This is a genomic window from Kingella kingae (assembly GCF_900475905.1).
Lineage (GTDB): Bacteria > Pseudomonadota > Gammaproteobacteria > Burkholderiales > Neisseriaceae > Kingella > Kingella kingae.
In genome coordinates this window covers 117,811-139,285 of record NZ_LS483426.1, presented here as the reverse complement: position 1 = coordinate 139,285, position 21,475 = coordinate 117,811, and the positions used below count along the sequence as shown (strand labels likewise).

The following is a 21,475-nucleotide window of genomic DNA, read 5'->3' as shown; positions in this document are numbered from 1 at the left end:
AAGTGAAGGCTGCTTTTTGCAATTTATTTGGACAAAATCGCAAATTTTATTGTTATTTTGTCCAAAATCAGTATAATCGCGTTCAACTTAATCCCATTTTAGACAAAATATCATGCAACTAGACATAGACCGCTTAATTGACTATTTCGGCGGCGTGAACGCGCTCGCCGATGCCTTGAAACAGCACGACCCCGACCACGCGGCAAGCACCGCTGCGATTTACAAATGGCGCACACGCGGTTCGTTGCCGCTCAATCAGCTGCAAAAATTAACCGATTTGGCGCAATCGCAAGGCAAAACGCTGGATTTAAACGCTTTTATTAAACAACAACCCAATCTGGAAAGACCCATCATGAACACAAACAACCGCGTTATTATTTTTGATACCACTTTGCGCGATGGCGAACAATCGCCAGGTGCGGCTATGACCAAAGAAGAAAAATTGCGTGTGGCGCGTCAATTGGAAAAAATGGGCGTGGACGTGATTGAAGCAGGCTTTGCGGCGGCAAGCGAGGGCGATTGGGACGCGGTGAACGAAATCGCTAAAACAATTACCAAATCAACGGTTTGTTCGCTGTGTCGTGCGGTGGAGCGCGATATTCGCCGCGCTGGCGAAGCCCTTGCTCCTGCGCCTAAACGCCGTATTCACACGTTTATCGCCACTAGCCCAATCCACATGGAACACAAGCTCAAAATGCAGCCTGCACAAGTGGTAGAAGCGGCGGTTAAAGCGGTCAAAATCGCCAAAGAATACACCGATGACGTGGAATTTTCGTGCGAAGACGCGCTGCGCTCTGAAATTGACTTTTTGGCGCACATTTGTGGCGCGGTGATTGAAGCAGGCGCAACCACGATTAACATTCCCGACACCGTTGGTTATTCCATGCCACACAAAACCGAAGCGTTTTTCCGCGAACTCATCGCCAAAACGCCCAATAGCGACAAAGTGATTTGGTCGGCGCATTGCCACAACGATTTGGGCTTGGCGGTGGCGAACTCGTTGGCGGCATTGCAAGGCGGTGCGCGTCAAGTGGAATGCACGGTAAACGGTTTGGGCGAACGCGCAGGCAATGCGTCTATTGAAGAAATCACGATGGCGTTGAAAGTGCGCCACGACGTGTTCGGCTTGGAAACAGGCATCGACACCACGCAAATTGTGCCAGCGTCTAAACTGGTTTCTACGGTTACGGGTTATCCTGTGCAGCCCAACAAAGCGGTGGTGGGCGCAAATGCGTTTTCGCACGAAAGCGGTATCCACCAAGACGGCGTGTTGAAACACCGCGAAACGTATGAAATTATGTCGGCAGAATCGGTGGGCTGGGCAACCAATCGCCTGACTTTGGGCAAATTATCGGGTCGCAACGCTTTCAAAACCAAGCTGGCAGAGCTGGGCATTGAGCTGGAAAGCGAAGAAGCCTTAAATGCCGCCTTTGCGCGATTCAAAGAACTGGCGGACAAAAAACGTGAAATTTTTGATGAAGATTTACACGCGCTGGTGTCGGACGAAATGTCGCATTTGTCGCAAGACCACTACAAATTCATCTCGCAACACATTGTTACCGAAACGGGCGAATTGCCACGCGCTCACATTGTGTTTAGCGCAAACGGCGCAGAACAACGCGCCGAAGCGACTGGCTCTGGCCCTGTTGATGCGATTTTTAAGGCGATTGAAAGCGTGGCAAATTCGGGCGCGACTTTGCAGATTTATTCGGTGAACGCCGTAACCGAAGGCACAGAAAGCCAAGGCGAAACCACCGTGCGCCTGGCAAAAGACGACAAAGTGGTAAACGGTCAAGGCGCGGACACGGATATATTGGTGGCTACGGCAAAAGCGTATTTGTCAGCGTTGTCTAAATTGGCGAGTTCGGTGGAGCGTATTCGTGCACAGGGCGGTTCGTTGTAATTGGGGATAGGAAAAGCAGCCTGCACTTTTGTTTAAAAGGTTGTGCCACCTACGGCATACACCTTTTATACCCAAATCAAAGATTTGGACAAAAAGTGCAGGCTGCTTTTTGTGCTATATAATCGCCTTTTTTGATTTGAGCTGACTATCTTATGAAACCACCTTTCAAACTACGCTGGCTGCTGCTGGCAATGGTGCTGCTGGCGGCGTTGCCCTTTGTGTTGATGTTCGTCCCCAAAAACAATGGCGATGCGTATCGCTTGGTCATTGAAAAAGGGCAGGGCATGTCGGCGGTGAGCCAAAAATTGGCGCAAGAAAACCAAATTTTTTCGCGCCATGTTTTGCTGCTGGCGGCGTATTTAAATGGCTCGCAACATCAGCTCATGGCAGGCAGCTACCGTTTGCCTGCACAATTATCGGCGTGGGATTTGGTACAAAAATTGCGCGAACAACGCCCCGACACTGTGCGCGTGCAAATTTTGGAGGGCATGCGTTTTGCTCAAATGCGTCGCATCATCAATCAAACCCAAAACATTCGCCACGATACGCTGAATCTGTCGGACGAAGCCTTGCTGCAAAAAATCGCACCCGATGCACCATCGTCCAACCCAGAAGGCTTGTTCTTTCCCAATAGCTACGAAATCGATGCCAATGCCAGTGATATGCAACTCTTTGAATTGGCATACAAAAATATGCAGCGCGAATTGCAGGCTGCTTGGGATAAGCGCGACACCAGTTTGCCCTATAAAACGCCATACGAATTGTTGATTATGGCGAGCTTGATTGAAAAAGAAACCGCGCACGAAGAAGACCGCCGCTATGTTGCTGCCGTGTTCCGCAACCGTTTGGCGATTGGTATGCGCTTGCAAACCGACCCGACTGTGATTTATGGCATGGGCGATGCGTATCAAGGCAAAATCCGCCGTACCGATTTGCAGCGCGACACGCCGTATAACACCTACACGCGCAATGGTTTAACGCCCACACCGATTGCTTTGCCCAGCCGTGCGGCATTGGACGCGGCAGCCAATCCGTCTAGCAGCAAATATTTGTATTTTGTGTCGCGCATGGACGGCACGGGCAAAAGCCAGTTCAGCCACACGCTAGACGAACACAACGCGGCGGTGCGACAGTACATCTTAAAAAAATAGTATTTTCTATCGCTTCTTCGCCGTCATTCCTGCCCCAGACCTGACAAGTTTTAAATAATAGCCACAATACGGTCAATGCGATTCGCAAAACGAGCTAACCATGGTTTCCAAGATTTGTAACCGTAAAGCCGTACTATGTTTAACACTAAACTAAATAATATAGAATAAATAAATGCTGAATTTCTATTGCGAATTAAAGAGTTATCTTCTTTAAAGTGAACATCTTTTACCCAGTGGAGATTATTTTCAATACCCCAATGGTTGCGAATCGTTTTAGCAAAAAATTCTACATTATCATGATGATAGTTACTTAAATAAAAGTGTTGTTCCACTTTACGCGAACCATCTGCTTCTATTTTCGTATTTGTAACAACAATCATGCGTTTAGATGATTGCCAATTTTGGCTAACCCATTGTGTACATGGATAAAGAGCAACTTCACGTTGAATTTGTGCGCCTTTCTGTCTTTCCGTTGTTTGAATTTTCGAAAGCATTTAATTATTCGGAAGTTCTTGAAACTCTTTGAATAATCGGATTGCGCCTTTTTTAACACCCACAACGTAAAACTGCCCCAATTCATCAATCTCTACGAGACTTTTTTTGACAATGTAAGGCATCTAATGTCAAAACCAAACCTTTGCTCTCTAGGTTTCTAATGTGCGGATTTTTTCGTAACTGGGTGTATTATCTCTATCCCATGCAAGATATTGTTTTAATTAATCAATATTATTAGAAAGGAATGCACCTATTTCGCGATTACCTTTCGCACCGCCCAAAATGGCAACGACAATGACTGTGAGTGTTTTGGCTAGATTATAGCGTTTGCCTGCTCCACGTCTGGTATCGGGTATGCGAGCGAAATATTCTTCTAGTGAGTGCATGGTGTTGTCCATTTGGTTGTTTAAACTTCGTGCATTATACTTTTAATTTAAAACTTGTCAGGTCTGATTCCTGCCCCCGCCTACGCGAGGGTAAACTACGGCAGGAATCCAACGTGGTATTTAGGTGACACAAATCAATCTAAACAACCAAATGAATGACGGCATTTTTGAACGGTTCGTTGCCGTTTTGTAAACAAAAACATTGCTGCACAGAAAAACAAATTGTTAGCATGATTAAAACGATTTATGATTATTTTTGTTGATTTAATATCCACAAAACCAATTAACACGAAATAAAATGCCAAAATTTGTGTAGTCGTTTGTATGATTTGGCATACACAAATCACACAAATTAACTTATGATTACGCGCTATTTCCTTTCCACCTAAATAACGGAGAAAAAATCATGTTCACACGCCGCAAAGTATTAGTTAGCCTACTTGCCAGCACCTTGTTGGCAGCCTGCAATCAATCTGCACCACAAGCGAATAATTCGCAGGCTGCTTCGGCTGCCCCCGCTACCACATCGGCTAGTGGCGCGACTGCCGCAACCGTAGCAGGCAACAAACGTGTTGCGATTACCGCGATTGTAGAACACCCTGCTTTGGACGCGGTTCGTGCAGGCGTGATTGAGCAGCTCAAAGCCGAAGGTTTTGAAGAAGGCAAAAATTTAACGATTGATTTCCAATCGGCGCAAGGCAACCCAGCCACCGCGGCGCAAATCGCCAAAAAATTCGCTGGCGACAAACCTGACGCGGTATTGGCAATTGCTACGCCAAGCGCACAAGCGATGGCAGCCGCCACCAAAGACGTACCGATTGTATATGCAGCGGTTACTGACCCTGTGGCAGCAAAATTGGTGGGTTCATGGGACGCATCTGGCACAAACGTAACAGGCGTGTCTGACCAGTTGCCGATTGAGCCGCAAATTGATTTGATGAAAAAAATCGTGCCGAATTTGAAAACGGTGGGTTATGTGTATAGCCCAGGTGAAGTCAATTCTACAGTAGTATTAGACCAACTAAAAGCGGATTTGGGTAAACAAAACATTGAGTTAGTTGCTGCACCTGCACAACGCACCACCGATGTTTTGACTGCGGCACGCAGCTTGGGTGGCAAAGCGCAAGTGATTTATACTTCGCTGGACAACAACATCGTGGCATCGTTTGAATCGATGTATAAAGCAGCAAACGAAATCAAAGTGCCGTTGTTGGCATCGGACACAGGCTCTGTACCACGCGGTGCGGTGGTGGCTTTGGGCGTGAATTATCATGACATTGGTGTGAAATCGGGCAAAATCATTGCGCGTATTTTGAAAGGCGAAGCAGCAGGCGCGATCCCATCGCAACGCATGACGAAATTTGACTTGCACATCAGCCCAAAACACGCGCAAGAACAAGGCATTACCTTGCCTGATGAAGTGGTTAAATCGGCAACCAAAAACGTAGATTGATGTTGCAGGCTGCTTGATTATTCAAAGCAGCCTGTACATCGTTTTTTATTTAAATAGAAGAAATCCCATGTCTTTATTAGCATTATTTGGCACATTTGAAACAGGCTTGGTGTACGCGCTCGTTGCTTTGGGCGTATTGCTCTCGTTTCGTGTATTAGACTTCCCTGACCTGACCGCAGACGGCAGCTTCCCTTTGGGCGCGTTCGCTTGCGCTGTGTGCATGACTGCAGGCATCAACCCGATTTTAGCTGTGACGATTGGCTTTGCCACAGGCGCGGTATCGGGCTTGCTCACTGCTTGGCTGCACGTTAAGCTCGGCATTTTGCAACTGCTTTCGGGCATTATCGTGATGACCGCCTTGTATTCGGTAAACTTGCGTGTGGGCGGCGCACCCAATATTCCTTTGCTCGGTACAAACACCATTTTTGACTTATTCAAGCCGATTTTAGGCACAGGCATTTGGCAAAACACCGCCGTTTTATTGCTGCTGACTTTGTTGATTAAATGGGCGTTGAACTGGTTTTTCAGCACCGAAACAGGCTTGGCAATGCGCGCCACAGGCGCAAACGCACGCATGGCACGCGCACAAGGCATTTCTACCAACTTCATGATTATGCTCGGCATGGCGTTGTCCAACGGCTTGATTGCCTTGGCTGGCGCATTGTTCGCGCAACTGGTGGGCGGTGCAGACGTGAGCGCAGGTTTAGGCACAATCGTCTTCGGTTTAGCCGCCGTGATTTTGGGCGAGGCTTTGTTGCCCAGCAAAAAAATGTGGGTTATCACGTTATCGGTCATCATCGGCTCAATCATCTATCGCCTGTTTATCATGGTGGCAATGGGCAGCGAAACGCTATCTGGCTTGGGCTTGAAAACACAAGATTTGAATTTGATTACATCGGTTTTGGTGGTTTGCGTAATGTTGTTGCCCCAAATTAAAGCGAAATTGAAAACAAGGAAACAAACGCCATGATGAAAGCAGACAACCTAAAACTCACGTTCAACGCAGGCACACCGATTGAAAATCCAGCCCTGCGCGGCATGAGTTTGCACATCAAAGACGGCGAATTTGTTACCGTGATTGGCAGCAACGGCGCAGGCAAATCCACATTTTTAAACGCGATTAGCGGCGATATTTTGGTGGATTCAGGCAGCATTCGCATTGATGGCACAGACGTAACCCGTTTGCCAGCCTACAAACGCGCAGGCTTGGTGGCGCGCGTGTTCCAAGACCCGATGGCCGGCACTTGCGCCAATTTGAGCATTGAAGAAAACATGGCTTTGGCGTTTAAACGCGGACAAGGGCGTGGCTTAAAAGGCGCGTTAAACAAAGCCAACCGCGAATTTTTCCGCGAAAAATTGTCCATCTTAAAACTGGGTTTAGAAAACCGTTTAACCGACCGCATGGGCTTATTATCAGGCGGACAACGCCAAGCCGTGAGCTTGTTAATGGCAAGTTTGCAGCCAAGCAAAATCCTGTTGTTAGACGAACACACCGCCGCGCTAGACCCAAAAACCGCCGCATTTGTGTTGGAACTGACCGACCAAATCATCAACGAAAATAAATTAACCGCGATGATGGTAACGCACTCCATGCAACAAGCGTTGGAACACGGACACAGAACCGTGATGTTGCACCAAGGACAAGTGGTGCTAGACGTGGACGGCGACACGCGCCAAGGCATGACCATGCGCGATTTGCTGGATATGTTTGAAAAAACACGCGGCGAAAAGGTATCGGACGATTCGTTGTTGTTGAGTTAAAAAAACCATAGAAAGCAGCCTGCACTTTGTATCCAAACCCAAAAATGGGGATAAAAGGTGCAGGCTGCTTTTTTACACTATAATCCGCGTTTTATTTTGTTTTGCGATTGAAATCCCATGTCCACCCCAGCCGTTGCCTATATTTTTGGACAAGCCGTAACCGATGTCCCACACGATTTGTTTATTCCGCCCGATGCCTTGCAAGTGGTGTTGCACAGCTTCGAAGGTCCGTTGGATTTGCTGTTGTATTTGATTCGTAAGCAGAATATTGATGTGCTGGATATTCCCATGGTAACGATAACGCAGCAATATTTGGGCTACATCGCGCAAATAGACGCGCAGCAATTTGATTTAGCCGCCGAATATTTGCTCATGGCGGCGGTGCTGATAGAAATTAAATCGCGCCTATTGTTGCCCACGCCTGTGCTGGACGCAACCGAAGACGAAGCCGACCCACGCGCTGAATTGGTACGCCGCCTGTTGGCATACGAACAAATGAAACTCGCCGCACAGGATTTGGACGCTTTGCCACGCGCAGGACGCGATTTTGCGTGGGTGTATTTGCCGCTGGAATTGGCTGTGCCAACCCGTTTGCCCGAAGTACAAATTGCCGATTTAACCCAAGCGTGGCTCACAATTTTGTCTCGCGCCCAACAAAACCGCAGTCATGCCGTGGTGCAAGAAGTCGTGTCGGTGCGCGAACGCATGACCGCGATTTTGCGTAAACTCAACGCAGGCAGCCTGCACTTTTCGCAGCTATTCAACCCAGAATTGGGCGCGGCGCATGTGGTCGTCAATTTTATTGCGCTGCTGGAATTGGTCAAAGAAGGCTTGGTGCGCGTATTGCAAGACACGCACTTTGGCGAGATTGAAGTGCAGGCTGCTTCGCATATTGCCGATGTGGAAATCATAGAGAGAGAAAGCGAATGAATTATGCTAACGATGCCCTATGGTGGAAACTGCAATCGCCCCACGTCCGTGCGTTGGCAAGCCTACTAACCGCGCCCCCCTTGTGGCAAACAGGCTGCGAATTGCCCGTGCGCGAATTATTGGGCGACACAGGTTTTCGCTTTTTGCTACAACTGGACGCCGAACCGTGCAGGCTGCCTGCCGATTTGGCACACGCGCAACTGGGTCATTATGCGGAAAACTTATTGGCATGGTGGCTAGACAACGCACCGCACAGCCGCTTGTTGGCAAGAGAATGGTGCGTGGGCAACGATGGCGCATTGGATTTGATTGCAAAACTGAATCAACAAATTTATCACATTGAATTAACGTGCAAATATTTTGGCGGAACAGGCGAGCCCAGCACCATGATTGGCTTGAATCCCAATGACAATCTGCCCAAAAAAGTCCGTAAATTAAGCGAACAATTGGCGTTATCGCAGCGCGATGATGTGCAGGCTGCTTTGCGACAACACGGCATAGATGTCAGTCAAATGCAGCGCGTATCGGTGGTGCGTGGCATGGCATTCACGCCCTCGCAAACGCTGCCCGATGTTGCGCCCTACACGGCAAATGCGTGGACTGGCTTGTTGATTACTACGCCTGACCAATGGCAAACGTTTGCGCCCGATAGCCAGTTTTATTGTTTGGCGCGACACGAATACCTTGCCCCCACGCGTGTGCTGCCCGAACAGCTTTTGTTGCGTGATGATGTGATTCAGGCGGCGCAATCGGGTTTGTATGCCCAAATATTGCCGCGCGATGATGGCTTTGGGCACGAAGCCGTGCGCGTGATGTGGCGGATTGAGTAGCGTGAAAATAGAAAAGCAGCCTGCACCTTTTGTCCAAATCTTTGATTTGGGTATAAAAGGTGTATGCCACAGGCAGGCACATCCTTTTAACAAAAAGTGCAGGCTGCTTTTGTACGATTTAACGCATCGAATCTTTTACACTACGGAACACCGCTGCCAAATTGTGTTGCAACACATCGTGCACCACTTTGGCGGTTTCGTCATTCAACACCACTTGCAAGTCATACGTCAGCGTTGCCAATTTGCGCTGCACCGCTTGGCGCACCATGCCCGCCACTGCATTGCTCAAATGCACTTGCAGTTTTTCTTGGATACTTTGCATCAACTCTTGTTCCGAAATCACGCGAATGCGGCGCGTGGACGGTAAATCGGGCAAGTCGTAAACGTGTACCGCAAACGGGGGCAGGGCGTTTTGCGCCACAAAGGCTTGCGCGTCATTGCCCGATAAACCCACCTTTTGCATTGGCTGCTCGCCATTGATAATCACGGTTTGCGTGGCGTGAATGTAGCGGCGATTGCGTTCGCTTTGCAAAGCCGTTTGCGCTGCCAACCAGTCTTCTTCAATCAACAAACCAATGTCTTGCTCCATTTCTACTTCTACGCGCTGATTGTGTTCGCGCTCACGTTGTTGCAAGTATTCGCGGTATGCCAAATCCAATTCCGCATCGCCAAAACGTGCAGGCTGCTTGGGTGGTTCGCTTGGCGTTTCGGGCGCAACTTCGTGTTGCGTGTTCAAACGAGCAGCGTGTTCGTCTTCCAAAGTAAAAATCATGGGTGATGCAGAAAGTTTATCCAGTTGAGTCATGGTTGATGATGTCCGTACAGATAGGTTTTGTTACAATGTGCGCTTTTTAATCCACAAAGGCACAGAAAATGGAAAATTTTGAAAACAATTTGGATTATTTGGAAGAATCGGTTGCGGCGTTGCGTATGCAAAACCGCGTGTTGGCAGCCGCGTTAAAAGGCTTTTTACGCGCCTTACCACAAGATTTGGCGCAAGACGTTGCCGAATCGGTGCAGGCTGCTTTTGAAGACGAATTGGCGGAATTGAATTACACCAATACTAACGATGCCGATTTGTTCCAAGATGCGGCGGACGAGTTTTTCCGCGAACGCAGGTAATCCCAAACAGGCGCGAAGTTTACCCGATTTTAGCGGTTTTTGACACAGCCGCAGAAAGGCAAATCATGAGTCAAACTGTCTATTTGTTTACCGATGGCGCATGCAAAGGCAACCCTGGCGCAGGCGGCTGGGGCGTTTTGCTGCGTTATGGCGCACATGAAAAAGAATTGTTTGGTGGCGAAGCGAACACCACCAATAACCGCATGGAATTGATGGCGGTGCTATCGGGTTTGCAGGCACTCAATCGCGCTTGCACGGTGGAAATTTGCACCGATTCGCAATACGTCAAAAACGGCATGGAAAGCTGGATTCGCGGCTGGAAAAAAAATGGCTGGAAAACCGCGTCCAAACAAGCCGTTAAAAATGAAGACTTGTGGCGACAGCTCGATGCCGAAGTCGCCAAACACACGGTGCGCTGGACATGGGTCAAAGGACATGCAGGTCATGCCGAAAACGAACGCGCCGATGAGTTGGCGAACAAAGGCGTGGCGCAGGTGTTGGGGAAATGAAAAAGCAGCCTGCACTTTTTGTTTACCATAAAGTGCAGGCTGCTTTGTATGTAGACTAATGATATACTGCATCGATAGATAGCAACGGAGACAACATCATGCAAACCGCAAAAATCTTTACCACAGGACGCTCGTAAGCCGTGCGTTTGCCCAAAGCATTTCAATTTGAGGTGGTGTCCTGAAAAGTGTGCTGTAAAACTAAACAATGCCAAAGTGAATATCAAAGAAAGCTAAATCAAAAACTTTCTTGTGATAAAACATACTTTTAGAAAAGCAACACGTTTTTCTAAACGCTCGCCTTACTTTGTGCCGTAAACGACAGTTATTACCCTCAATGCCAACTGTGTGTTGCTTACCAACTAGATGCCATTCTTCATTTGAAAAGACATTTAAAAATGCAGCCCAGTCATCGGTCGCAATTCTGTCATAGGTTACACGCAACTCTTTCAAACGCCGTTTGAGTGCTCGCGCTGTTGCTAAATCGCGTTTACCCCAAACGTAAGCGACAATTTCGCCACTTTCTCTGTGATAGGCATAGACTAGCCACACTTTATTAGACTTGTTACCGAAAAATGTCCAAAACTCGTCTATTTCAAGTGTAGAGTAATGTTTTTGTTTAGGAAATGGCTCAAACTCATGGCGTTTTAAAGCAGCCTGAACTTTGTCTTTGCTGTAACCCGTAATTGCTGCAATATCGCGAATACCACAACCTCTAACGGTCATTCTCCAAACCTGCTCATCAGCTTTGGAATGACAACCCTTATAGGTAAGGTTATGGTCGCCAATAAAATTACGACAAAAATCTTTGCAAAAATATTTTTGTTTACGATTGCAAGAGTAGCCATTTTTCTTTATATTTTGTCCTTGGCAGCGAGGACAAGTTAGAGTTATTTCTGTTTTCACACACTCAAATATACTCTGTTTTCGCTGCTTTTTTATTGCTTATTTTTTACAGCACACTTTTCAGGACACCACCCGTGAATGAATTTGCCGCTATCGTTTGTCGCAAAAAATTCATTTAAATCAAATGCGAAATCAATATTTTCGCCGTCAATATTTGCGCCTTGATTCACTTGGTCGGTAATCATTTGGCTCATTTGATACGAAAATAGGTTTAGGCGTGGCAAAGCGGCGTAGGGGTTGTTTTGTTCGTTTTCGGGATTCCATTCGGCTTTTTTGCGTTGTTCGTCAGCGTATGTCCAGTTGAAAATTTCGTCTTGCTGGAATTTGTCTCGCGCAATCGCTTTAAATGGTGTGCCTGATAAATGGAGCGTGAAATTGCGTTTGATGTTGTTGAACGCAACATCGGTTTTTAGGGTGTCCACACCTTCGTGGGCTTCGTCAATAACGAGTAAATCCCAGTTCATTTGGCTAACCCAATCCAATTTGTCGTGTTGTCCGCCAAAGCAAATTGCGCCTTTTAAATCTTGTAGTGAGATAAAGGCGAGCATATTTTGTTTGCCATTTTTGTGCTGATTTAAAAAATCATCGCGTGTCATCATAGAGCGATTTTTCAGCGTGTCGGTGGTGGACACAAAAGCAAAATCGGTTTGTCATGCGATGAATTTTTCAAAATCGTCAAACCATGAGTTTGCAATGGCTGGGCGGTTGGTTACGATAAGCACTTTGGTGGTTTTGAGTTCGCGAGCCAAATCGTAAGTGGTCAGCGTTTTGCCAAAGCGCGGTTTGGCATTCCACAGAAATTTGCCGTTTGGGTTTTCTTGGAAATAGGCAAGCGTTTGAGCAACAGCTTCGCGTTGTTCTTCGCGGAGTTGGTAATCGTCATTTTTGGCGTATTCTTGGGAGTAGTCGCGCTGAATAAAATCTTGAAAATGGCGTTGGGCGTGTTCGGGATTGCCGTTGTAGTAAAACCATTCGGATTTGTCTTCTGCTTGTTGAATGTGTTTGATTTTGCGCAAATAGGCGTGGAGCTGTTTGTCTTTGAACCATTCGTCTGAATCGCGGAATTTAGCAGGTGCTGCCCATAATTTGTCGTAATTTAGGCGAACGGCTGCGGTGTGGGTTTGTTCTTTAATGCGTTCGTCTGCATTTTCGCGTTCGGTGTAGCCGATTTTAATCCAGCCGTTTTTGTCGGGCATTTCAGGCATCCTGTAAGCGTAAATTTGCGGGTAAATCAGTTTAACGGTTTTAATGTCAGTTGGATTACTCATAATTTTAGCCCTTTATCAAAATATTCCATTTTTTTGGTGTTCCAGTTCATGATTTTCACGCGCTTGCCTGCCTGAATGCGCCATTCTTCATTGGCTGGTCTTTCATCAAATAAAGATAACTGCTGAATGATGATTTTTTCGCGTTTTTCCGACAGCGGAATGATGTATTTTAAACCGTCCATTTGAAAAACGTTGTAGCTGATGATTTCTGCGATGTCTTTGAATAAATCGTGTAGTGGCTCTTCTTGCCATTTGTCGTAGTAAAAATCGCGGTAAGTGTAGAGTAAATTTTCACGCGCCAATAACAGTGAATCGCCATTCCATTCAAAACCATAGCTGGCTTGATAAGCGATCATTGCCATTCTGCGCCATTCTGCTTTGTCTTGAATGTGTTGATTGATTCGGCACAATTTTCGGTCAATAAAGCCGACACGTTCGGCTAGGGAAATGAGTTTGCCTGTTTCCATGTCGTAGCGCGTGGTCATATACGGGGCTTCGCCGCAAGTGATTTCCAGCCATTTTCGTCTGATGTAGGTTTCCAAATCGTCATCGGCATAGTTTTCATCAAGCGCGTCATTTTGTATTTTCACCACCCATGTTGGCGTGAAAACTTCGGCTTTGGATTTGGTGCGTTCTTTTTGTAATTCTTGCGATTTTAAAGCGCGTGGCATGATGTGGGGCGTGTGTTCGCCTGTAATCAAATCTATTTTAATCGGCGAAGTGGCGGCGTAATGTTGTTCGCCATACGCGATGTAATTTTCATTTGCCCAAATAATATTTTTAATGGTTTCGCTGGTAGAAGTAGTACGGTCAATCAGTAAAATTTCCAAAATTTCAGGAATGTGCATTCGCATATGATTTTCGGAAATGTCGGCGGAATGGGGTTGGGTTGGTGTGGAAATGGGGGTGGCAAAAGTCATCATTTTGTTTGTTTAATTAAATATGGTGAATATTATAGTGGATTCAAAAAAATTCAGGCAGCCTGAAAACCAACTTTTCAGGCTGCCTGAATTTTATTTACACCACAATATTAACCAACCGTTTCGGCACAACAATCACTTTCTTCGGCTCTTTGCCTTCCATGAATTTTTGCGCCCCTGCTGTGGCAAACGCCGCCGCTTTAATCGCGTCTTCGCTCGTATCAACGGCTACATTGATTTTATCGCGCAATTTACCATTCACTTGCACCATCAATTCAATTTCCGTTTGCACCAAAGCCGATTCATCTACCGCCAACCAGCTCGTTTCCCACAACTTGCCACCAGCGTTCAATTCCGCCCACAGCGTTTCGCAAATATGCGGCACGATTGGCGACAGCAAAATAATCACCGCTTCCAACACTTCACGCGCCACCGCTTGACCTTGTTCGCTGCTGCAATCCGTTTTATCGTATTGATTCAACAATTCCATCACCGCCGCAATCGCCGTGTTGAATTGCTGACGGCGGTCATAATCATCGGTAACTTTCGCAATCGTGCTGTGCAATTTAAAGCGCAAATCTTTCAGGCTGCCTGAAAGCTCGCCATCTGTGAATTTCGCCACATTCGCGCCACTGTTTTTCACAAACTCAAACACCGTGCGCCACAAACGACTCAAGAAACGATGCGCCCCAGCTACGCCAGCGTCCGACCATTCCAACGATTGTTCAGGCGGCGATGCAAACATCATAAACAAACGCGCCGTATCCGCGCCGTAAGCGTCAATAATTTGCTGTGGGTCTACGCCATTGTTTTTGGATTTGGACATTTTTTCCACGCCACCAATCACAACAGGCTGCCCGTCTTCTTTCAAAATCGCCGAAACAGGGCGACCTTTATCATCGGTTTGCACGTCCACATCGGCAGGGTTAAACCAATGTTTTTTACCGCTTTCATCTTCACGATAATAAGTCGCTTGCAACACCATGCCTTGCGTCAATAATTGTTTGAACGGCTCGCGCACGTTCACAATGCCTTCATCATTCATCAATTTCGTGAAGAAACGCGCATACAACAAATGCAAAATCGCGTGTTCAATACCGCCAATATATTGGTCAGCTTGACCCCAATACGCCGCCGCGTTTGGCTCAACCATGCCGCCGTCAAATTTTGGCGACATATAGCGGAATTGATACCAGCTAGACTCCATAAACGTGTCCATCGTGTCCGTTTCGCGGCGTGCTGGCGAACCACATTCAGGGCAAGTCGTTTCGTAATATTCAGGCATTTTGCTCAATGGCGAACCCGAACCGTCAGGCACAACATTTTCAGGCAGCACGACTGGCAAATCTTGTTCAGGAACAGGCACATCGCCGCATTTTTCGCAATGAATAATCGGCACAGGACAGCCCCAATAGCGTTGGCGAGAAATGCCCCAATCGCGCAAACGGTATTGCGTTTTTGGTTCGCCCAAGTTTTTCGCTTGCAAAAATTCTGCCATTTTGTCAAAGGCTTGGAAAATAGTTAAACCGTTAAATTCGCCTGAATGGATTAACGCGGTTTGCTCATCTTTTTGACCGTACCACTCTTGCCAGTTCTGATTGTTGTAAGCAGCTGGCGCGTTGGTAATATCCACTACTTGCTTGATTGGCAAAGAATATTTTTGCGCGAAAGCAAAATCGCGTTCATCGTGCGCTGGCACAACCATGACCGCGCCATCGCCATAACCCCAAATCACATAGTTCGCAATCCAAACTTCCAACTGCTCGCCATTAAACGGATTGGTAACGTAACGACCAGTCGGCAAACCTTTTTTCTCCATCGTTGCCATGTCCGCTTCCGCAACCGAACCAGCCTTACATTCCGCGATAAACGCTTGAAGTTCAGGATTATTTTCCGCCGCAGCCGTTGCTAATGGGTGTTCCGCCGCAACAACAACCGCACACGCACCAAAAATCGTGTCAGGGCGCGTCGTGTAAACTTGCACAAAATCCGCGTAATCTCTCGGCAAACCCGATTTGCTACCGTCCGCCAATGGGAAACGCACCGTCATACCGCGCGATTTACCAATCCAGTTGCGCTGCATGGTTTTCACTTGTTCAGGCCAATCCAAGCCGTCCAAATCGTTCAATAATTGCTCGGCGTAATCCGTGATTTTGAAGTAATACATCGGAATTTCGCGTTTTTCCACCAACGCACCCGAACGCCAACCGCATCCGTCAATCACTTGCTCATTTGCCAAAACCGTGTTGTCCACAGGGTCCCAGTTCACCGTGCCTAACTTGCGGTAAACAATGCCTTTTTTAAACAATTTGGTAAACAGCAGTTGTTCCCAGCGATAATAATTAGGGCGACACGTTGCCACTTCGCGCTCCCAATCCAACGCGAAACCCAACGATTTAAGCTGTTGTTTCATATAATCAATATTAGAATATGTCCACGCAGCAGGCGCAACTTGGCGGTCAATCGCCGCGTTTTCCGCAGGCATACCGAAAGCATCCCAGCCCATTGGTTGCAACACGTTGAATCCTTGCATTTTTTTGAAACGTGAACGCACATCGCCAATGGTGTAATTGCGGACGTGTCCCATGTGCAATTTACCGCTTGGGTAGGGGAACATGGACAGGCAGTAGAATTTTGGTTTCGTGGTGTCTTCGGCAACATTGAAAGCACGTTGCTCTGCCCATTTTTGTTGGGCTTGTGGCTCGATTGCCGATGGTTGATATTGTTCTTGCATGGTTTTTAACTTTTCTTTGTGTAACAAAAAATGACGGCGAATTATAGCAGCTTCACGCATTTTCAGGCTGTTTGAAATGATATTGTTGATTTTAGAACCTGTATTCACAAACAACTATTTGATAAATTTTAATATTTGTGAAATATACCCTAGTTTAACAAAATTTTCAGCAGATAAATTCGTCTGCTCAAAATCTTTTGCTAAACGTCGAGACCAACCTAACCATGCAAACGTTCGTTCTACAATCCAACGTTTGGGCAGAATATGCCAAGAAATATCTTGAATTCTCTTTGAAATCTCAACAGTTAAACCCAATTGCTCTGATACTTCACGCTCAAATGTATTCCGATAACCTGCGTCTGCACAGAAACCTTTTAAACTCGGATAGGTCTCAAACGCTTTTTTTGCTACAAAAATACCTGCTTTTGTGTCATGAATATTGGCTGCATGAACCACAACAGACAATAGATTACCCAACGTATCAACAGCTATATGTCGCTTACGACCTTTGATTTTTTTACCTCCATCAAAACCTTTATCATGTGCGCTAGAAGCTGTTTTGACGCTTTGTGAATCAATAATGGCATAAGTTGGCATTGCTTGTTTTTGATGGATTAAACGTTTTTTTGAACCAATGCCAAAAGAATTCTATCCCATAAGCCTGATTGATTGGCTCTGCGATAGAAACTCCATACGGTTGAATAAGGTGGAAAATCATTGGGCAGCATACGCCACTGGCAACCTGTTTTGGTCATGTACAAAACGGCATTCACTAATTGACGTTTATCCCATTTGTAGTGGCGTAGCTGGTTAAAATGTGGCTCAATCGCTTGCCATTGGGCATCTGTTAAGTCTGTTGGGTAGGATTTTCTAGTCATAAAGATATTTTATCATTTTTGTGAATACAGGTTCTTAATTCACTATAAATTAACCACAAATCTACCCCTCCCCTTTGGAGGACGGCTAGGGAGGGAGTACAACCTGATAACATAGTTTACATCACAACCCGAAGACATCGTTTACATTCCATTCAGTAAACCCTCATCAACATACCAACATGAATGATGAAAGTAGCACAATGCCTTGGAATAAAACGAATATCATGCAACAACGTACCCTGTTTATCAAAGCATGGCTCACCAGACGTTACACCAAAGTGGAGCTTTGCAAGCAATTTAACATCAGTCGCCCAACCGCTGATAAATGGATTAAACACCATGAGCAGGTGGGATTTGATGGACTAGCAGAATACTTTCGCCGACCTCTGCATAGCCCCAATGCCACACCACAATGGATTTGCGAATGGCTCATTGCTGAGAAACTCAAGCGTCCCGATTGGGGTGCAAAGAAACTGTTAGATTTATTTGCACGTACCTTTCCAGAACAGCATAAACCAGCAGATAGCACAGGCGATTTAATCCTCGCTCGTGCAGATTTGGTGCAACCGCGTAAACGTCGCCGTAGAGTCAGTGCCGATACACAGCCTTTTAACGATTGCATTGCAGCCAATAGCACTTGGAGCGTCGATTTCAAAGGTCAGTTTGAGTTAGGAAATCACACATTGTGTTATCCCTTAACCGTAACAGACAATTTCAGTCGTTATCTATTGCTGTGCCAAGGTTTAAGCAGTACTCGCAGCTCTCCAGTCATCGCTCATTTTGAGCGGCTGTTTGAAGAATTTGGCTTACCTTGGGCAATCCGTTCTGATAATAGCGCACCTTTTGCCTCAACTGCATTGGGTGGCATTAGCCGATTATCAAAATGGTGGATTGATTTGGGTATTCGCCCCGAACGAATTAAACCAGCACACCCAGAGCAAAATGGGCGACATGCGTTCACGAATACAATCATGAACGTTCTCACGAAGGGATTGACCGTCAAACACCTGCGCAATGCTACACACACTCGACACGTTTATATACGGGCAAGATAGAGCCTTATGATTACGGCGATGGTGTTCATCTGCGCCAAGTAAAAGGCAGTGGTGAAATTAAATGGCAAGGTAAAACTTACTATTTAAGCCAAGTGTTAGCGCATGAGGCAGTAGCCTTTGTTCCTTATGCTGATGGTGTTTGGCATATTTTTTATCGTTTCCATTTTCTCGGTCAGTTTGATGAGCGGGAAGGGAAGTTACAACCTGCAATGAACTGGCATGCTAAACCTTGAAGGTGTAAACGATGTCCTTAGGGAAAAATGTAAACTATGTTTATGTTGCACAGGAGATTGCTATCACTCAAAGTCTTGTCGTGTACCAAAAGCGCAGTGGAATCGGTATTGCTAAAATACAAAAGCAGTCTGCACATTTTGTAGATTGAATGTGCAGGCTGCTTTTGCTATTGTAATATTCTAGATTTATGAGGTACTTTATTCCGCACACGCCGAATAAACTTTATGATTATGTGCCGCAGGTTCTACCAAAATATGCGCCACTGCATGAGCCAAACCATTGCGCGACATATAATTTTGCGGCATTTCCAAACGATTTTCCGTCAAACAATATTGCTCGCTCTCATCGTTATTCAAACCACACGGACGGACAATTGTCCAATTCAACGCGCTCTCACGCAACACCTTTTCCGCTTCTGTTTTCGCTAACAATGCTTCGCCGAGAAATTGGCGAACTGGCTCGCTGGTGTGTTCCCATTGCTCGCCGCAACCCATGCTGGTAATCAGCACCAAATGGGCATTTGGCGCGTGTGTGCAGGCTGTCTGAATAATATGAATATTGCCCACCGCATCACTGCGAACGCCTTGTTCATTTTTGCCACCGACAAAGCTCACAATGATTTGCGGCTGATGTTTCGCCACCAACGCGGCAACAGCTTCCGCGTCCAATGCGTCCGCAACGTCAGTCGCCACATTTCGCGCGGCAAAAAAATCATCTTCTGCAGGAACGCGCAACGCTGCCAACGTGGTTTTAGGGTTGAGCAGCGCAATCAATTCGCGTCCACTCGCGCCATTTGCGCCAAAAATCACATTCATCATCAAGCCCCTGCATTCATCAATTCGCGCATTTTTTCAATTTGATGCGCTTTCAATTCACCGTTTTCATCGCGTGAAACAAAAATCTTGAACATCGCGCCGCCGTTGCGATTGATAAAATTCAATGAAACGGTGCTTTTTCCCATAAATGGACGTTCCAGCAAATAAATTGTCGCACAGTTATCATAATAAATATGACCGTGAACGCCGCCTTCTTTTGCGTGTTCAAAATTATAAAAACCGCCGCCCACTTTGCCGTTTGGGATTTTTCCTGTTACTTCCACAATCGCGTCAGGCGTGTGCGCGATAAACGTAACCGCTTCGTCCCATGCCGCAATCGCTTGCAAAAATTCCACAATGCGACCGCCTTCGGTTTTTTTAACCATATCCACAGGCAAGCATTCAATCACTTCTTCAAATGTGCATTGATGTTGCATTGCCAACATTTCCAAAATTTGCCCAGCGTTGTCCGCCAAAGAATTGCGTAAAACGGTTTTTTGTTCAGGAGTTAATTTATTCATAGCTGTGTCCTTATCAGCAGGTGGATTGAGTGCAAACATCAGTTTGCGCGTTAAAGTCGGCGACCAATAGCGACCGCTCGTGTTTAAATGGGCAATGCCCGATTTATCGTCGATTTCCAGCAACGAAAGCGATTGCCATTGCTGCAACAATTTCTGCGCTTCATCGCTGCCTGAAAATAATTTCGTATCCAAAAAGCCCAGCTCAATATCGTGTTGAACCACGCCTAGAATCTCTTTTTGTGGACTGTGTTTACTCAAAAACGACAAACTTTTTTCGTGCAGGCTGCCTGAAAGATAGGCTTGCAAATCGTTTTGCACCTGATAACTCAATCCGCCAAAATTACCGCCAGCCCCCGAACCAAACGCCAAACACGGCATATTCGATTTAACCAGCGTGTTATAACGATTGCGTTCGCCGCGATTGGGATAAGCAAAATGGTTATTGCTGACCTGATTCCAGCCTAAACGTTCCAATTCCGCCACCGCGTAAGCGTATTGCTGCGACTGCTGGTCAAATCCCAACGGTTTCGGAAACGCGCCTTTTTCAATCATGCGGTTAATCGGCAAAAAGGGATAACAATTAAACGCATAAGTATCCAAACCCGACAACGGCAACTGACTGGCAATCGCAATATCATTCTGCCAAATTTTATCGGTTTGTGCTGGCAGCCCAAAAATCAAATCTGCCACCGTAATCACATCATAACTGCACAATTTTTCTAAATACGCACGCGCTTCATCGCCCGAATGTTTGCGCCCCAAACGGCGGCGAATGGTGGTATCAAACGTTTGCACGCCAATCGAAATACGATTCACGCCAGCACTAATGGCAGCCTGAATTTTCTCGTCATCAAAATGGCTCATGCGCCCTTCAAGCGTAAATTCACAATCATCAGCCAGCGGCAAATAGCGGTAACATGCTTCCACTAAACGCGCTAAATCACGGCTGTGCAACGCAGTTGGTGTGCCGCCACCAAAATAGACTGCCTGAATTTTGCCCGAACCTGTGCGGATTTCGGCTTCACGTTTCAATTCCGCAATCACGCGGTCGGTGTAGCCTGCGCTGATGTCGTCTTTCCAAGCGTTGCGATAAAAGCCGCAAAATACGCAATGATTTGCGCAAAAGGGAATGTGGACGTATGCCAAGCCGTCTTCGTCTAATGAATGGGGTAATTTGCTTTCCCAAATGGTGTGCCATTTGTCGTTTGGGATAGAGAGTCCACCCCAAATCGGCATCAGTGTGCTGCGGTCAGGGAAGGCGTTAGGCGCGGCTTTTTTGGGAGAAAATTGAATGGTTTGAGCCATGATGATTAATTGATAATTTCTACCTATATTTTTAATAAAAATAATTCTAGTTTATGAAGAAAATAGAATGAATTCTATTTTTAAACAAAATTGATTCATATCAAATAAATATTAAATTTTGTTAAAATTATTTGACTTTTGGTTAATTGATGATTTGATTACTTGCTCGTGATTAAATTGGCAAGATTTTATTTGTATATTTTATTTAATATTCATATGGTTATGATTTGTCTTGCCTTGTTGGATAGAGATGTTTATTATTCAAGCCTTTCGCATAACACATTCAATATATGAAGGAATAC

The 21,475-nt window shown here is 46.1% G+C and carries 21 protein-coding genes and 1 pseudogene; 10 read left to right on the top strand and 12 right to left on the bottom strand.

Annotation, left to right across the window (positions count from 1 at the left end; translation table 11 throughout):
- Positions 1-112 precede the first annotated feature (112 nt).
- Positions 113-1,903, top strand: a complete 1,791-nt coding sequence (locus tag DQN52_RS00715) for a 2-isopropylmalate synthase (protein ID WP_003787162.1) — start codon at positions 113-115, stop codon at positions 1,901-1,903.
- Between the two features lie 152 nt (positions 1,904-2,055).
- Entirely contained in the window at positions 2,056-3,054 is a 999-nt protein-coding gene (gene mltG, locus DQN52_RS00710) for an endolytic transglycosylase MltG (RefSeq protein ID WP_003787164.1), read from the top strand.
- Between the two features lie 50 nt (positions 3,055-3,104).
- Here mltG and DQN52_RS00705 read toward each other — a convergent pair whose 3' ends face one another.
- From DQN52_RS00705 to DQN52_RS00700, 3 genes are all read right to left on the bottom strand, one after another.
- Positions 3,105-3,548 (bottom strand): ISAs1 family transposase, encoded by a 444-nt coding sequence (locus DQN52_RS00705; RefSeq protein ID WP_111694397.1) that lies wholly within the window; start codon positions 3,546-3,548, stop codon positions 3,105-3,107.
- Entirely contained in the window at positions 3,549-3,671 is a 123-nt protein-coding gene (locus tag DQN52_RS11420; RefSeq protein ID WP_269148476.1) for a hypothetical protein, read from the bottom strand. It lies immediately after the preceding gene.
- 99 nt (positions 3,672-3,770) lie between these two features.
- Positions 3,771-3,947 (bottom strand): transposase family protein, encoded by a 177-nt coding sequence (locus DQN52_RS00700; protein WP_231954151.1) that lies wholly within the window; start codon positions 3,945-3,947, stop codon positions 3,771-3,773.
- A 394-nt stretch (positions 3,948-4,341) separates the two neighbouring features.
- Between DQN52_RS00700 and DQN52_RS00695 the strand changes: the two genes are divergently transcribed.
- The 5 genes from DQN52_RS00695 to DQN52_RS00675 all read left to right on the top strand — a co-directional run bounded on the left by DQN52_RS00695 (position 4,342) and on the right by DQN52_RS00675 (position 8,909).
- A complete protein-coding gene (locus tag DQN52_RS00695) occupies positions 4,342-5,388 on the top strand; it encodes an ABC transporter substrate-binding protein (protein WP_003787166.1) in 1,047 nt (348 codons plus the stop codon).
- Between the two features lie 67 nt (positions 5,389-5,455).
- Positions 5,456-6,358 carry an ABC transporter permease gene (locus DQN52_RS00690; RefSeq protein ID WP_032827757.1) on the top strand — a complete coding sequence of 301 codons (903 nt, stop codon included), beginning with the start codon at positions 5,456-5,458 and terminating at the stop codon, positions 6,356-6,358.
- Complete coding sequence (locus tag DQN52_RS00685; protein WP_003787170.1) at positions 6,355-7,149, top strand: ABC transporter ATP-binding protein; 795 nt, start codon at positions 6,355-6,357, stop codon at positions 7,147-7,149. The genes DQN52_RS00690 and DQN52_RS00685 overlap by 4 nt, the downstream gene beginning before the upstream one ends.
- A 117-nt stretch (positions 7,150-7,266) precedes the next feature.
- Positions 7,267-8,079: a segregation and condensation protein A gene (locus tag DQN52_RS00680; RefSeq protein ID WP_003787172.1), complete on the top strand. Its 813-nt coding sequence runs from the start codon at positions 7,267-7,269 to the stop codon at positions 8,077-8,079.
- Positions 8,076-8,909 carry a DUF1853 family protein gene (locus DQN52_RS00675; RefSeq protein ID WP_003787174.1) on the top strand — a complete coding sequence of 278 codons (834 nt, stop codon included), beginning with the start codon at positions 8,076-8,078 and terminating at the stop codon, positions 8,907-8,909. The genes DQN52_RS00680 and DQN52_RS00675 overlap by 4 nt, the downstream gene beginning before the upstream one ends.
- Before the next feature lie 118 nt (positions 8,910-9,027).
- Here DQN52_RS00675 and DQN52_RS00670 read toward each other — a convergent pair whose 3' ends face one another.
- Positions 9,028-9,714, bottom strand: a complete 687-nt coding sequence (locus DQN52_RS00670) for a hypothetical protein (protein ID WP_003787176.1) — start codon at positions 9,712-9,714, stop codon at positions 9,028-9,030.
- Between the two features lie 68 nt (positions 9,715-9,782).
- On the opposite strand from DQN52_RS00670, the gene DQN52_RS00665 reads away from it, so the two are divergent.
- Together DQN52_RS00665 and rnhA are read left to right on the top strand one after the other, a co-directional pair.
- The gene (locus DQN52_RS00665; RefSeq protein WP_003787179.1) at positions 9,783-10,031 is read left to right on the top strand and encodes an NGO1151 family protein; all 249 of its coding nucleotides are present in this window, start codon (positions 9,783-9,785) and stop codon (positions 10,029-10,031) included.
- Between the two features lie 65 nt (positions 10,032-10,096).
- On the top strand, positions 10,097-10,540 hold the full coding sequence (gene rnhA, locus DQN52_RS00660; RefSeq protein ID WP_003787181.1) for a ribonuclease HI: 444 nt from the start codon (positions 10,097-10,099) through the stop codon (positions 10,538-10,540).
- 198 nt (positions 10,541-10,738) lie between these two features.
- Here rnhA and DQN52_RS00655 read toward each other — a convergent pair whose 3' ends face one another.
- The 6 genes and pseudogenes from DQN52_RS00655 to DQN52_RS11060 all read right to left on the bottom strand — a co-directional run bounded on the left by DQN52_RS00655 (position 10,739) and on the right by DQN52_RS11060 (position 17,243).
- Positions 10,739-11,443: an IS1 family transposase gene (locus tag DQN52_RS00655; RefSeq protein WP_071461631.1), complete on the bottom strand. Its 705-nt coding sequence runs from the start codon at positions 11,441-11,443 to the stop codon at positions 10,739-10,741.
- Between the two features lie 32 nt (positions 11,444-11,475).
- Positions 11,476-12,711, bottom strand: a pseudogene (locus DQN52_RS11545) (DEAD/DEAH box helicase family protein).
- The gene (locus DQN52_RS00640) at positions 12,708-13,634 is read right to left on the bottom strand and encodes a restriction endonuclease (RefSeq protein ID WP_231954148.1); all 927 of its coding nucleotides are present in this window, start codon (positions 13,632-13,634) and stop codon (positions 12,708-12,710) included. The pseudogene DQN52_RS11545 and the gene DQN52_RS00640 overlap by 4 nt, the downstream one beginning before the upstream one ends.
- 94 nt (positions 13,635-13,728) lie before the next feature.
- Positions 13,729-16,365: a leucine--tRNA ligase gene (leuS, locus tag DQN52_RS00635; RefSeq protein ID WP_032827774.1), complete on the bottom strand. Its 2,637-nt coding sequence runs from the start codon at positions 16,363-16,365 to the stop codon at positions 13,729-13,731.
- 114 nt (positions 16,366-16,479) lie between these two features.
- The gene (locus DQN52_RS11065; protein WP_268766531.1) at positions 16,480-16,980 is read right to left on the bottom strand and encodes an IS5 family transposase; all 501 of its coding nucleotides are present in this window, start codon (positions 16,978-16,980) and stop codon (positions 16,480-16,482) included.
- Positions 16,980-17,243 (bottom strand): transposase, encoded by a 264-nt coding sequence (locus tag DQN52_RS11060; protein WP_032133164.1) that lies wholly within the window; start codon positions 17,241-17,243, stop codon positions 16,980-16,982. Before DQN52_RS11060 ends, DQN52_RS11065 begins: the two co-directional genes overlap by 1 nt.
- Before the next feature lie 224 nt (positions 17,244-17,467).
- On the opposite strand from DQN52_RS11060, the gene DQN52_RS00620 reads away from it, so the two are divergent.
- Positions 17,468-18,298 carry a DDE-type integrase/transposase/recombinase gene (locus tag DQN52_RS00620; protein ID WP_197712485.1) on the top strand — a complete coding sequence of 277 codons (831 nt, stop codon included), beginning with the start codon at positions 17,468-17,470 and terminating at the stop codon, positions 18,296-18,298.
- 431 nt (positions 18,299-18,729) lie between these two features.
- Here the strand turns inward: DQN52_RS00620 and DQN52_RS00615 are convergent, their stop codons facing one another.
- A complete protein-coding gene (locus tag DQN52_RS00615) occupies positions 18,730-19,350 on the bottom strand; it encodes an NAD(P)-dependent oxidoreductase (protein WP_003787191.1) in 621 nt (206 codons plus the stop codon).
- Positions 19,350-21,173 (bottom strand): heme anaerobic degradation radical SAM methyltransferase ChuW/HutW, encoded by a 1,824-nt coding sequence (hutW, locus tag DQN52_RS00610; RefSeq protein ID WP_003787192.1) that lies wholly within the window; start codon positions 21,171-21,173, stop codon positions 19,350-19,352. The genes DQN52_RS00615 and hutW overlap by 1 nt, the downstream gene beginning before the upstream one ends.
- Positions 21,174-21,475: the final 302 nt, after the last annotated feature.

Excerpts from the sequence above, each read along its gene's own strand:
- DQN52_RS00640 (WP_231954148.1), bottom strand. The coding sequence starts at position 13,634 with ATGATGACTTTTGCCACCCCCATTTCCACACCAACCCAACCCCATTCC.
- DQN52_RS00675 (WP_003787174.1), top strand. The coding sequence starts at position 8,076 with ATGAATTATGCTAACGATGCCCTATGGTGGAAACTGCAATCGCCCCAC.
- DQN52_RS00680 (WP_003787172.1), top strand. The coding sequence starts at position 7,267 with ATGTCCACCCCAGCCGTTGCCTATATTTTTGGACAAGCCGTAACCGAT.
- DQN52_RS11060 (WP_032133164.1), bottom strand. The coding sequence starts at position 17,243 with ATGACTAGAAAATCCTACCCAACAGACTTAACAGATGCCCAATGGCAA.
- DQN52_RS00615 (WP_003787191.1), bottom strand. The coding sequence starts at position 19,350 with ATGATGAATGTGATTTTTGGCGCAAATGGCGCGAGTGGACGCGAATTG.
- DQN52_RS00705 (WP_111694397.1), bottom strand. The coding sequence starts at position 3,548 with ATGCTTTCGAAAATTCAAACAACGGAAAGACAGAAAGGCGCACAAATT.
- DQN52_RS00715 (WP_003787162.1), top strand. The coding sequence starts at position 113 with ATGCAACTAGACATAGACCGCTTAATTGACTATTTCGGCGGCGTGAAC.
- DQN52_RS00665 (WP_003787179.1), top strand. The coding sequence starts at position 9,783 with ATGGAAAATTTTGAAAACAATTTGGATTATTTGGAAGAATCGGTTGCG.
- DQN52_RS00670 (WP_003787176.1), bottom strand. The coding sequence starts at position 9,714 with ATGACTCAACTGGATAAACTTTCTGCATCACCCATGATTTTTACTTTG.
- leuS (WP_032827774.1), bottom strand. The coding sequence starts at position 16,365 with ATGCAAGAACAATATCAACCATCGGCAATCGAGCCACAAGCCCAACAA.
- DQN52_RS11420 (WP_269148476.1), bottom strand. The coding sequence starts at position 3,671 with ATGCCTTACATTGTCAAAAAAAGTCTCGTAGAGATTGATGAATTGGGG.
- DQN52_RS00685 (WP_003787170.1), top strand. The coding sequence starts at position 6,355 with ATGATGAAAGCAGACAACCTAAAACTCACGTTCAACGCAGGCACACCG.
- DQN52_RS00690 (WP_032827757.1), top strand. The coding sequence starts at position 5,456 with ATGTCTTTATTAGCATTATTTGGCACATTTGAAACAGGCTTGGTGTAC.
- hutW (WP_003787192.1), bottom strand. The coding sequence starts at position 21,173 with ATGGCTCAAACCATTCAATTTTCTCCCAAAAAAGCCGCGCCTAACGCC.
- mltG (WP_003787164.1), top strand. The coding sequence starts at position 2,056 with ATGAAACCACCTTTCAAACTACGCTGGCTGCTGCTGGCAATGGTGCTG.
- rnhA (WP_003787181.1), top strand. The coding sequence starts at position 10,097 with ATGAGTCAAACTGTCTATTTGTTTACCGATGGCGCATGCAAAGGCAAC.
- DQN52_RS00695 (WP_003787166.1), top strand. The coding sequence starts at position 4,342 with ATGTTCACACGCCGCAAAGTATTAGTTAGCCTACTTGCCAGCACCTTG.
- DQN52_RS00620 (WP_197712485.1), top strand. The coding sequence starts at position 17,468 with ATGCAACAACGTACCCTGTTTATCAAAGCATGGCTCACCAGACGTTAC.
- DQN52_RS00700 (WP_231954151.1), bottom strand. The coding sequence starts at position 3,947 with ATGGACAACACCATGCACTCACTAGAAGAATATTTCGCTCGCATACCC.